Genomic DNA, 12,359 nt, shown 5'->3' on the forward strand with positions numbered 1-12,359 from the left:
GGGAACGGGCGCGCTCCCCACCTCCCGGCGACGTGCCCGCTAGCTCGTCCGGTGGCGCAACAGCGCGATGGCGAGCACGGCCAGCACAGCCGTGGTGATGGCCGCGGCTCCGGAAACCGCGTTCAACCCACCGGTGTAGGCCTCGCGTGCGAGGCCGAGGAGCTCACCGGCGAGCTCACCGGGTGCCTGCTCGGCGGCGGTGATCGCACCCGCCATCGTGTCGGCGGCGCGTTCGGCGGCCTCGGGCGGAATGCCCGCCGGCACCGAGCCCGCCATCTCGCCCCGGTAGGCGAGAGCGCCGAGGCTGCCCAGCCCGGCCGTTCCCACGGCCACACCGAGCTCGGTGGTGGTCTCCGACATCGATGCCGCCGCACCGGCCTTGCCGGGCGGGGCCGCACCGACCGCCAGATCGGTGCCGAGCACATCGGCGGGTCCGCTGCCGAAGTAGGCGATGGCCAGGCCCACCACCACTGCGGCCAGCCCGACGGGACCGCCGACCTGGGCCAGGACCGCGAACCCGGTGGCCGAGACCAGCAGCCCGGCGCCGACGACGTACCCGGGCCTGATCCACCGGGCGGCCACCGGTGCCAGCATCGAGCTCGCCACCAGCGCCGCGGCGGCGGGCAGCAGCCACAGAGCGGCCCGCAGCGGCGAGATCCCATCGGCCATCTGCAGGTACTGCGCGACGAACATGGTGATCCCGCTCGTCGTCGCCGCCCCGAGCAGCAGCATCAGCAGCGCCGTGCTGAAGCCCCGGTCGGCGAACAACCGGAGGTCGAACAGGGGATCGGCCAACCGCCGCTGGCGCCGCACGAACAGCGCCCCGGCGACCAGCCCGGCCAGCAGGGCGAGCACCGCCGTCGCGGTGCTGCCGCCCCTGACCAGCTCCTTGAGGGCGTGCACGGGCGGCAGGACGGTCGCCAGCGACAAGCCGACGCTGAGCAGGTCCAGGCGACCGGCCTCGGCGGCGCGCTGCTCGGGCAGCAGCGCGGGCCCGGCCACCAGCAGCAGCACCATCACCGGTACCGCAAGCAGGAACACCGAGCCCCACCAGAAGAACTCCAGCAGCGCACCACCGGCGACCGGCCCGACCGCGACACCGGCCATGAAGGTGCTCGACCACCCGGCGATGGCGATCCGGCGCTGCCGCGGATCACCGAACATGGTGCTGATCAGGGCGAGCGTGCTGGGCATCAGGGTGGCGGCGACGGCGCCCAGGAGCGCTCGGGCGGCGATGAGCATCCCGGCGCTGGTCGAGAACGCGGCCAGCACCGATGCCGCGCCGAACCCCGCGGCGCCGATCAGCAGCAGCCTGCGGTGGCCGATCCGGTCGCCGAGGGTGCCCGCGGTGAGCAGGAAACCGGCGATCGCGAAGCTGTAGGCGTCGGTGACCCACAGCAGTTCGACGCTGGTGGCGCCCAGCGCCGCGGTCAGGTGCGGGAGCGCCAGGAACAGCACGCTCATGTCCAGCGCGACCAGCAGGGTCGGCAGGCTCAGCACGGCCAGGCCCAGCCATTCCCGCAGGCCGGCCCGGGGCGGGGACGATTTCGTGGCAGAAGACGACATGCGTACTCCGTCGAAGCGGTGGCGCGCGAACGGCGCCACGCGGACCAGGACAGGTGGCTCCGCGGAACCACCGTGCGGTGCTTCGACGTCAGCAGGGGACGCGTGGAATCACCGGCCCTCGTTCGGCCGGTGCGGGGGCGACGCCTCGCGGCGTCAGCTCAGGCCACGACCCGCCCGCGACGCAGAAGCACAGGTCAGAGCCATGCCGTTGACCACGATCGCCAAGCTCGTCCTCCCGCTCTCAAACACTGGTCCGAGGTGCCAACATCGCACGATCACCGGCTGCCCCGCAACGCCTTTTCCGGCCGTGCGTCAGTCCTCGGGGAAGACCAGGCGCAGGACGTCGTCCGGGAGCCCGCGGCGCTTCCACTCCCTCGGGTAGCCGACCGAGACCTCCTCGAAGCGGACCCCGTCGTGGAAGGTGGTGCGCGGGATGTGCAGGTGCCCGTAGATCACCGCAGCCGCGCGGTGGCGCAGGTGCCAGTCGGCGGTGCGCACGGTTCCGCACCACTGCGCGAACTCCGGGTACCAGAGCACGTCCGTGGGTTCGCGCACCAGCGGGTAGTGGTTGACCAGGACGGTCGGCAACCGCGGGTCGCACTCGGCCAGCCGCCGCTCGCTGTACTCCAGCCGGGCGCGGCACCACGCGTCGCGCGTCGGGTGGGGATCGGGGTGCAGCAGGTACTCGTCGGTGCACACCACGCCCGCCTCGCGGGCGATGGCGAGCGCTTCTTCCTTGGTGGCCGCGCCTTCCGGGACGAACGTGTAGTCGTAGCCCACGAACAGCGGGACGACGGTGACCGGTCCGCCCCGGCCGGTCCAGACCGGGAACTCGTCCTCCGGGGTGACCACGCCGAGCTCGCGGCAGCGCCGCACCAGCTCGCGGTAGCGCGCTTCACCGCGCAGCTGCAGGGAGTCCCGATCGGTGGTCCACAGGTCGTGGTTGCCGGGCACCCACACGACCTTCTCGAACCGCTCGGCGAGCAGGCCCAGCGCCCATTCGATCTGGTCGGAGCGTTCTGCGACGTCGCCCGCCACCAGCAGCCAGTCGTGCTCGGTGCGGGGCCGCAGCTTGCGGAGGATGTCCGCGTTCTCGCTCATCGCCACGTGCAGGTCGCTGATGGCCAGGAGCTCACCGGTTGAGGAGCGCATGTGTCCGGACCGTAGTCGATCTCGCCCCCGAATGGTGGCGCGGTTCGGGCTGCGCTGGTGCGCGCCACGCGGTGCCGATCAGTCCGGCCGGGCGCGGGTTCCCGCGGTGAACCGCACCGCCGCGGTCACGAGGTCCTTCGTGACCGGGTGCCCGGGTTCGGCGAGGACCTCGGCGGTGCGGCCGCGTTCGACGATCCGGCCGCCGTCGACGATCACCACGCGGTCGCTGCGCCCGGCGACGACGGCGAGGTCGTGGGTGATGACCACGAGCGCGCAGCCGGTGTCGTCCTGGAGCTCTTCGAGCACGTCGAGCAGGTCGGCCTGGGTCGTGGTGTCGAGTCCGGAGGTGATCTCGTCGCAGATCAGCACCTCGGGCCGGGCGAGCGCGGCGCGCACGAGAGCCGCCCGCTGGAGCTCCCCGCCGGAGAGCTCCGCCGGCCGTCGGGATGCGCTGGCCTCGGTGACGCCGAGCCTGGCGAGTTCGCCGGCCGCCCGCCGGCGAGCCTCGGTGCGACCGGCGCCGCGCAGCCGTTCGGCGGTGCGGGCGACCTGGTCCAGGACCGGGGCGAACTCGTTGAAGGAGGCGCGGGCGTCCTGGAACACGTACTGGATGCGGGCCGTCTGCTCGGGAGTGCGTTTCCGCAGCAGCGGCGGCAGCGGGGTGTCGCCGAGGCGGATCTCGCCGCTGCGGTGCGGGTGGAGCCCGGCGAGGCAGCGGGCCAGCGTGCTCTTGCCGCTGCCGGACCGTCCGACCACGGCCAGCGTTTCGCCCCGGTGGACCTCCACGGTCACGTCGTGCACGGTGTCGACGCGGCGATGGCCCGCCACCAGACCGCGCACCGACACCACCGGGTCGCCGGGTTCCGGCGCTGCCCGCCCGGTTGCCGCGGGATCCGGCTGGGCGTCGATCAGGCGCCGCGTGCAGGGATGGCGGGGTGCGCCGAGGACTTCCTCGCACGGCCCGGTTTCCACGACCTCGCCGCGGTTCATGACCAGCACGTGGTCGGCCAGCGCGCGGACCAGGTCGAGGTCGTGGGTGAGCAGCAGCACCGCGATGCCCCGCGCGGCGACCGAGCGGAACTCCTCGACGAGCTGGCCGCGGATCACCGCGTCCTGCCCGGTGGTGGGCTCGTCGGCCACGAGTACCCGCGGCCGCCCGATGAGCTGGTGGGCCAGGACGACGCGCTGCTGCTGCCCGCCGGAGAGCTGGTGCGGGTAGCGGTGCAGCAGCTCCTCCGGCACCTGGGCTTGGCGCAACGCCTCCAGGACCCGCTGCCGCACGAGTTCCCGGCGTTCGCGGCGGGAACCCGCGCGGACGTGCAGCCGCGCGATCTCCCGCAGCACCGGGCCGATCCGGCGTACCGGGTTCAAGGCGGCGGAGGGGTGCTGCGGGATGTAGCCGATGGTCCCGGCGGCCGGCGGGTGTGCCGGATCGACGGTCTCGCCGGCCACCTCGATGCTGCCGGAGACCTCGGCGCCCGGCGGCTTCTCGCCGAGCAGCGAGAGCGCGGTGGTGGTCTTGCCGCTGCCGGATTCGCCGACGAGCGCGGTGATCCCGCCCTCGGCGAGGTCGAACGACGCGCCCGAGACGATCGCGCGGTCGGCTGCGGTGACGGTGAGGTTGCGGACGCTGACGACGGTCACCGGGCCTCCAGGAAGGTCGAACGGGGGTCGTGGTCGCGCAGCCACCGGTCGAAGGCCAGGTTCACGCCGATGGACAGCGCGACGACCAGCAGCGCGGGCAGCACCACGGCCCAGGGCTGGATGAACAGGCCGACCCGGTTGCGGTCGACCATGGCCGCCCAGTCGCTGGTCTGCGGGGACACCCCGACACCCAGGAAGCTCGCCGAGGCGACCAGGTAGATCGCGCCGGTGAACCGGGTGCCCAGGTCGGCGGCCAGGGTGCGGCGCATCGCGCGCGCCGCGTAGTGCACGCCGATGCGGATCCGGCTCTCGCCCTGCAAGCGCATCGCCTCGACGGCTGGCCGGGAGGACAGCGAGAGCGCGGCCGCGCGGCTGATGCGCACCACGTCGGGCAGGTTGATCAACGTCACGACACCGATCAGCACCCACGGCACGCCGGGCGCGATGGAGGCCAGCAGCAGGAGCATCAGCATCGACGGGACCGCCAGCAGCAGGTCGAGCGGTCGCATGATCGCTTCGTCGAGCGCACGGCTGCCGGTCATGCCGGCGACCAGGCCCAACGGCACCGCCAGCGCGTAGCTGCAGGCGGTGGCGGTGACGGCGGTGAGCACGAGGGACCGGCCGCCCAGCAGCACTTCGTTCCAGACGTCGCGGCCGACGAAGTCGGTGCCGAACCAGTGCCCGCCGCCGAGCAGGAAGGCCACGTCCTTGGTGGTGTCGTGAGAGGCCAGCAGCGGCCCCAGAACCGCCAGCAGCAGCGGGACGGCGACGAGCGTCGCGGGGACCGCGTACCTTCTCATCGGCCGGCCTCCGCGGCGGGGGCGAGCACCCGTGCTGCGATGTCGGCGGTGAGGTTGACCAGCACGGTCGCCGTCGCGAAGACCACCGCCAGCCCCTGGATCACCGGGAGATCGCGGGCGGCGACCGCCTCCGTCAACGTGGTGCCCAGACCGGGCACCACGAAGATGGCCTCGACGACGATCACCCCGCCGACGAGCCAGTCGGTGGTGCGCGCGAGCTGCTGGACGGCCGGTGCCGCGGCGTTGGGCAGCGCGTGGGCGAAGCGCACGCGCGCCGGTGAGAGGCCCAGGCGGCGGACGTGGTGCACGTAGGCCGAGCGCTGCGCGTCGATCATCCCGGCGCGGATCAGCCTGCTCAGCGAGCAGATCGGGCGGAGCAGCAGCACGAAGACGGGCAGCACGAGCACGGCCGGGTCGCTCAGCAACGACGTTCCGACCGCGGTGGGCGGGAACCACCGCAGCTGCACGGCGAACACGGTCACGACCAGGACGCCCATGGCGAACTCGGGCGCCGAGTACAGGCCGAGCGTGGTCCCGGTGACCAAGCGGTCCAGCAGACCGCCCTCCCGCCGCGCCGACAGCACCCCGAGCCCGATCGACAGCGGCACGAGCAGGGCGAGCGTCAGCGCGGCCAGCAGCAGGGTCGGCCCCGCGGCGGCGGCGATGATGTCCACCACCGCCCGCGGGCCCACCAGTGACTGGCCGAAGTCACCGCGCAGCGCCGCGAGCAGCCACTCGCCGAGCCGTTGCCACGCGGGCTGGTCGAGGCCCAGTCGCTCCCGCAGGGCCGCGATGACCGCTGGATCCGGGTTGTCCCCGGCGATCGTCACGGCCGCGTCGCCCGGCAGGGCCTCGGCCAGGGCGAACACCCCGGCCACGACCAGCAGGACCTGGACCGCGCCGAGGAGCGCTCGCCGCGCCAGGTAGCGCGGGATCGTCACGCCAACCACACCCCGTCGAAGCGGGCCCAGTCGAGGGTGTTGGCCGGGGCGCGGTCGTCGATGCCGTGCACGCCCGGCGCGGAGGCCACGATCCAGTCCGACACGCCCCACCACAGGAATCCGCCCTCGTGGAACAGGGTTTCCTGCATCTCGCGGTACAGCTCGGCGCGGCGCTGCTCGTCCGTCGTGGACTGCGCCTCGTGGTAGCGGGCGTCGAACTCCGGTCGCTGCCACCTGGTGTTGTTGGTGGTCGACGTGGTCAGCAGGCGCTGGGAGAAGTGCGACTCCAGCGGCATGCCACCGGAGCGGTAGCCGGCGAGCACGCCGTTGCTGGCGATGTCCGACCAGTAGGTGTCCTTGTTGCCGAGCCGGACCTCCAGGTGGAGGCCGATCTCCTTCGCCTGGTCGCTGATGGCCAGCGCCGCCTCCTTCAACCCGGTCGAGGCGTCGGAGGTGTCGAAGCCGATCGTCATCCCCTCCGCGCCTGCCTGGCGGACCAGCGCCCGGGCCCGGTCCAGGTCCTGGCGGCGCTGCGGCAGCGCGTCGGCGTAGTAGCGGTACCCCTTGCCGTAGATGTCGTTGCAGACCTGGCCCGAGCCCTGCAACACCGAGCGGACCAGCTCCTCCCGGTCGACGAGGTGGAACAGCGCCTGGCGCAGTTCGGGCCGGTCGAACGGCGGGCGGTCGACCTTCATCGCCAGCCCGTGGAAGTTGCTCAGCGGCAGCCGGTGCACCTGGACCTGCCCGCTGGACTCGTGGGTGCGCGCGCTGGTGGGGGTCAGGTCGTGGGCGTACTCGACCTGCCCGCCCAGCAGCGCGTTGACCCGCGCGGCCTCGTCGTTGGTGACCACGATCTCCAGCTCGTCCAGCAGCGGCGCGCCGTCCCAGTGGCCGGGGTTGCGCGCGGCGAGGAACGTGCGGCCCGGTTCGAAGGCGACGAACCGGAACGGGCCGGTGCCGATCGGGCGGTCGAAGTTCGCGGTGCCTTCGGGGATGATGTAGGCGCCGAGGGTGGCCAGCGCGTTCGGGAACTCCCCGTAGGGCCGCTGCAACCGGAATTCGACGGTGCGCTCGTCGATCTCGCGGCTGTTGGGCAGGTCGATCACCGACAGCGTCGACTTGGCGCGACGACTGCTGCCGGGCTCGGTGATGCGCGCGAAGCTGGCCAGCACGTCGGCCGCCCGCACCGGCCGCCCGTCGTGGAAAGCCGCCTGCCGCAGGGTGATCCGCCAGGTCGTCAGGTCCGCGCTCGGTTCCCAGCGCTCGGCCAGCCTGGGCACCGGGGACATGTCCGAACCGAAGTCGGCGAGCTTGTCGAACAGCGCCTTGGCGCGCGCGATCTCGACGTAGAGGTCGGTCTTGTGCGGGTCGAGCACCTCGGCCGCCCCGCCACCGGAGAACGCCGCCCGCAACCTGCCGCCGGGACGCGGGGGCCCACCGGCGGAGGTGGTGCCCGGTCCCGCACAACCGGACAGCACGGCAGCGGCGGTGAGTCCCATGAACCCGCGGCGGCTCAGCGCGGGCAGGTGCAATTCACGTCGCATGACGGGGTTTCTCCATTCGTTGCAGGGCGTGCAGCAGTCCGGCGCAGGGCCTGGTGGTGCGAACGATCGGGGTCGCCGGTCACGATGTCCGGGCGGACATCTCGGTGCGGCAAGCGGATTCGTCCGGCCCGGCGAGCCCGGGGGCGATGCCGCGGCGTCGGTCGAGCGCCGCGACCGCGAGTGCGGAGCCGGTTCCGATGAGGACGCACAGCAGCGATGGCAACCACGGCCACCGGCCGCCCGCCAGGTCGCTCGTCCAGCCGATGAGGGCGTTGCCGCCCGCGGCGGTGACCCCCGAGGCGAGGTAGAAGACGCCGAAGTAGGTTCCGGAGAGCCTTTCCCCGCCGTAGGACGGGATGAGCTCGTAGACGAACGGCTGGGCGAGCATCACGCCCAGCGACAACGTGAACGCCGTGATCAGCACCGGTGCCAGGCGCAGTGCGGTCTCGGCCGGGCTGGCGGATTGCGCGGGCTGGAGGACGGTCGCGGCCACCGCGGTGACCGCGAAACCGGCTCCCATCACCGCCAGGCCCGTTGCGATGCAACGGCCCCGGCTCCAGCGGTCCTTGATCCGCGCGGTGATCCGGACCTGCAGCGCCAGGCTCGTCGCGGTGGAGACCAGGAAGATCATCGACACGGCGGCGGGGGACCCGGTGGCGTGCTCGGCGTGCATCGGCAGCACCAGGTAGAGCTGGTTCTGCAGCACGAACATGCCGGTCAGCGCGCCGGTGAAGGCCAGGAACCGGCGATCGGTCAGCGCCCGGCGCCAGTCGGCGAACACCGAGGTCCGCGAGCGCTCGACCCGCCGCACCGGCAGCACCGCGAGCTGCGCGAGGGTGAGCAGCGCGAAGATGACCGCCGCCACGATCGCCGACAGCTGGAAGCCCACCAGCATCAGCGCGCTGCCCAGCAGGGGGCCGAGCAGCATTCCGGTGTTGGCGAAGACGTTGAAGAGCGAGAACGCCTCGGCCTTGCGATCCCCGGCCTCCTGCGCGATGTAGGCGCGGACCGCCGGGTTGAACAGCGCTCCCGCCAGGCCGCTGAGCACCGAGGCGAGCAGCAGCACGGGCAGCGATGTGCCGAAGGCGAACAGGCCGAAGCCGACGGTGCGCAGCGCGCACCCGGCGATGATCACGCCGCGGGCGCCGAGCCGGTCGGACGCGGAGCCCCCGAGCAGGAACAGGCCTTGCTGGCTGAGGTTGCGCACGCCCAGGACCACGCCGATCAGCGCGGCGGAGATGCCCAGCTCCTGGCCCAGGTAACCGGCCAGGAACGGGACCAGCAGGTAGAAGCCGGTGTTCACGCCGAGCTGGTTGACCAGCAGCAGCTGCACGGCCAGCGGGAAGCTCCGGATCAGGCGCCAGGTCGTCACGACGCGACTCGGTGGTGGCCGCCGCCGGCGAAGCCACCTGGTAACAGCGGGTTCACCGCACCGACGCGCACCGACCACACGTGCCCCACACCGACTCCCTCCGCGACCCCGCGTTGCAGATAGCGATGATAATCATTTTCAAAATGATCGGGCAACGGGGTTCTGGCGCGATGCGGTGGGGCTCGGCGCCCGCGGGGTGCGGAGCCGGGTCAGTGCTCGTCGTAGTGGTCGCCGTGAGCGGCGTGCCGGTGCCCGTCGTGGAGGTAGTCGACGTGGTCGCCGTGGGGGACGGCGGTGTGGCCGCAGCCCTCGCCGTGGGTGTGGTCGTGCGCGTCGTGCGTGCTGTGGCCCTGCGGCTCGCACTCGTCGTAGTGGTCGTCGTGCTTGCGGTGCAGGTGGCCGTCGTGCACGTAGTCGACGTGGTCGCCGTGGGGCACGGCGACGTGGCCGCAACCTTCGCGGTGGACGTGGTCGTGACCGGTGTGCTGCTGGTGCGCCGTGGTCATCGTCGCCTCCGGATGGATGAGCAGGTTCGACCGTTCGGTTCAAGCGTAGGTACGGATCGCGGGGCACGCATGAATGTCAGCGGCCGCCCCGGGCTCAGCCCGTCGCCGGGCACGCGAGCGCGACCAGCGGGGGAGCCGGGCGGGCGGACTGCGGGCAGTACCAGACCACGTTCGGGTCCACCGCGCCGTCGGCGTCGACGCGCAGGATCGCCACCGGCTTGTCCTCGGGGACGTTGCGGCCGAGGGTGCCGCCGAAGTCCAGCACACCGGTGGCGCCCTCGACCGTGCCCGAACCGCCCTCGTGGATGTTGTTGAGCTCGCGCCACACCGCGGCCGGGCTGACCGGGATGCCCGCTCCGTGCAGGTGCTGCACCGCGGTGATCATGGTCAGCGCCGCGTCGTGCGCCAGCGCGGCGTGGCCGTCCCGGGACCGGCCCTCGGCGGTGCGCTCGAACGGGAACAGCCGGAACAGCTCCCCGTAGAAGACCTGCTCGGCCTCGGTCAGCCGGGCTTCGGTGAGCGGGTCGTCGCTCGCCGGGCCGATCGCCGAGGTCTGGTACAGCAGCGGGATCTTGCGGTTGCGCTCCCGCATCGCGCGGTCGGCGACGTAGCGGGAGGTGTCGTGCCCGCCGAGCAGCAGCGGCGGATCGCTGCGGCAGCTGGTGCCGACACCGCCCAGGAACAGGTCGAACTCCGGCACCCCGCGCCCGGCGTAGTACACCAGCCCGGGGTGGCCGCACGCGGACTGCCCCGCCGACCACGCCCCGTCGGTGCTGAACGCCCGCGACTCCACCGCGAAACCCTCCGCGCGCAGAGCGGTCTCCACGTCCTGGCGCAGGTTGGCGCTGTAGATGTCGGTCGGGTCGTCGGAGTGGTAGATCCGCGCGCTGCGCTCGAAGGCACCCTGGCCGAGCACGTCGTTCTCGGCCAGGTGGGCGACCAGCGCGGCGGCGACCAGCGACTGACGCCGGTTCTGCGGCGCGACCTGGTAGTACATCGGGAAGTCCGCGGCCGCCCTGTCCGCCGTCAGCGGTGCGGCGACCATCGGCAGCCCGGCCCTGGTCAGCACGCGGATGGTCTCGTCGGTCTGGGTGCTGCTGCGATCCAGTCCGATCACCCCGACCAGCGGCGCCTCCTGGTCGGCGAACTCGCCCAGCCGGCGCGCCACCTCCGGGCCGTGCCGCATGTCCCGCCCGGCGTTGACCAGCAGCACGCGGACCAGGGGAGTGCCGCGCCGCTCCAGCGCGGCGTGCTGCGCGACCGCCACCCCGGCCAGCTCCTCCCGCTTGGCCACCAGACCGCTGGCGTCGCCGGACGAGGAGGTCAGCGCGCCGATGTAGGCGAGCGTGACGTACGGGCGCTGCGGTGTTCGCTCGTGCAGCTCAGCGGCGCGGCGGTTGTTGCCGAGGATCTGCGCGCGCACCGCGTCGAGGTTGGCGTCGGCCGGTTGCAGCAGCGGGTGCGAGCCGTCGGAGATCCCGACGCACTCGCCGCCGATCCGGGTCAGCGGCGGGGCCAGCCCGGGCCAGGCCTCGCAGTGCTGGTGGCTCCACGCCGCGTACCCGGTGGTCAGCGCGGCCACGACCGCGACCACCGCGCCGACCGAGGCCAGCCGGCGCGACCACCACGGCGGGCGGTGCATGCCGAAGGTGTAGATCGGCGGATCGCCCCGGTCCGCGGAATCGGGGATGCGGATCGGCAGGTACCAGGCGATCTCCTTGCGCTGCTTGCGCGCCAGGTCGAGCGCGTCGCGCCATTCCCGGTAGCCGTTGCCGGCCTCGGTCGGGCGGTAGGCCTTCGGGCGCCCTTCCCCGGAGTCCGGCGCGGTCCGGTACGGCGGCACGTAGCGGCTGCCGGTGATCAGCAGCAGCGGGTCGGAGCGGCCGGTGTCGTTGCGGACCTCGTTGATCAGGTCGAGCAGCCGGTAGCCCCCGTTGAACAGGGTGATGTGGTCCAGCAGCACGACGGCGTTGGTGGTGCGCCGCGCCGAACCGGCGTGGGAGCGCCGCAGGTCTTCCAGGAAGGCGTTGGTGAGGAACTTCAGCAGCTGCTCGGGCGACTCCCGCTGCCAGCCGCTGGCGCTGAGCCGTTCGGCGAACCCGATGAAGGTGCCGGGGTTCTCCGCGGCCAGGTACGGCTGCCGCAGGAACCACCGGAACTCCGCGCTCAGCAGCGGAATCCGGCCGCTGGACTTGATCCGGAACCACACCGGCGGCAGCACGCCGATCAACCCCGGTGCCCACCGCAGCCACGCCGGCAGGTCCTGCGCGCGCTGCTCCAGCGCATCGAGCGCACCCGACATCCGCTGGTCGATGCCGCGCTCGCGCAACTGCCTGCGCAGCACCCGCGGCGTGTTCTCGCCGCCCAGCCGCACCTCGTGCGCCATCAACCAGACGGCCAGCGAGAGCCGGGGGAAGCGCAACCGGCCGGTGCGGGAGTTGCGGGCCTGGGCGAGTTCGTGGGCGATGTCGACCAGCAGGTCGCGGACCTGCTCGACGTCGGCGTGCGTCGGTTCGGAGAGCCGCTCCGGGCCCGCGTCGCGCGGAAGCCGGATCGTCCCCTCCAGCTCCACCAGCGCGTGCGGGACGCGGTAGGGCCTCGCCTCGTCGAGCCGGTGGGAGATCGCGCGCAGCAGGCCCTCGTGCTCGGCGGGGCGCACCAGGCACAGCATCGGCAGGTCGGCGTGATCGCGCGGCTGCTTGACGTAGAGCGCGCTGATCAGGTCGAGCGTCGTCCGGGCGCCGTCGAAGGACGGCAGCTCACCGCTGTCGCGCATGATCACGCACCTCCCCGTGCACAGATCGCCGCAGCGTAGCCGCCGGTGATCGGGAGGG

General features: G+C 72.8%; 9 protein-coding genes. All 9 read right to left on the reverse strand.

What is annotated here, in order from left to right:
- Positions 1-39 precede the first annotated feature (39 nt).
- Positions 40-1,566, reverse strand: coding sequence for an MFS transporter (locus tag OU416_RS01945; RefSeq protein ID WP_270925028.1), 1,527 nt, complete (start codon positions 1,564-1,566; stop codon positions 40-42).
- A gap of 312 nt (positions 1,567-1,878) precedes the next feature.
- A complete protein-coding gene (locus OU416_RS01950) occupies positions 1,879-2,718 on the reverse strand; it encodes a metallophosphoesterase family protein (protein WP_270925029.1) in 840 nt (279 codons plus the stop codon).
- A 78-nt stretch (positions 2,719-2,796) separates the two neighbouring features.
- Positions 2,797-4,362, reverse strand: coding sequence for an ABC transporter ATP-binding protein (locus OU416_RS01955; protein WP_270925030.1), 1,566 nt, complete (start codon positions 4,360-4,362; stop codon positions 2,797-2,799).
- Positions 4,359-5,162, reverse strand: coding sequence for an ABC transporter permease (locus tag OU416_RS01960; protein ID WP_270925031.1), 804 nt, complete (start codon positions 5,160-5,162; stop codon positions 4,359-4,361). The genes OU416_RS01955 and OU416_RS01960 overlap by 4 nt, the downstream gene beginning before the upstream one ends.
- Positions 5,159-6,103 (reverse strand): ABC transporter permease, encoded by a 945-nt coding sequence (locus OU416_RS01965; RefSeq protein WP_270925032.1) that lies wholly within the window; start codon positions 6,101-6,103, stop codon positions 5,159-5,161. Before OU416_RS01965 ends, OU416_RS01960 begins: the two co-directional genes overlap by 4 nt.
- The gene (locus OU416_RS01970) at positions 6,100-7,647 is read right to left on the reverse strand and encodes an ABC transporter substrate-binding protein (protein WP_270925033.1); all 1,548 of its coding nucleotides are present in this window, start codon (positions 7,645-7,647) and stop codon (positions 6,100-6,102) included. The genes OU416_RS01965 and OU416_RS01970 overlap by 4 nt, the downstream gene beginning before the upstream one ends.
- A gap of 79 nt (positions 7,648-7,726) precedes the next feature.
- Positions 7,727-9,019 (reverse strand): MFS transporter, encoded by a 1,293-nt coding sequence (locus OU416_RS01975; RefSeq protein WP_270925034.1) that lies wholly within the window; start codon positions 9,017-9,019, stop codon positions 7,727-7,729.
- A 209-nt stretch (positions 9,020-9,228) separates the two neighbouring features.
- Positions 9,229-9,525, reverse strand: a complete 297-nt coding sequence (locus OU416_RS01980; RefSeq protein ID WP_270925035.1) for a hypothetical protein — start codon at positions 9,523-9,525, stop codon at positions 9,229-9,231.
- Positions 9,526-9,619: 94 nt separating this feature from the next.
- Positions 9,620-12,301 (reverse strand): hypothetical protein, encoded by a 2,682-nt coding sequence (locus tag OU416_RS01985; protein ID WP_270925036.1) that lies wholly within the window; start codon positions 12,299-12,301, stop codon positions 9,620-9,622.
- Between the last annotated feature and the right edge of the window lie 58 nt (positions 12,302-12,359).

The sequence above is a fragment of the Saccharopolyspora indica genome (assembly GCF_027853965.1).
GTDB classification, from domain to species: domain Bacteria; phylum Actinomycetota; class Actinomycetes; order Mycobacteriales; family Pseudonocardiaceae; genus Saccharopolyspora; species Saccharopolyspora indica.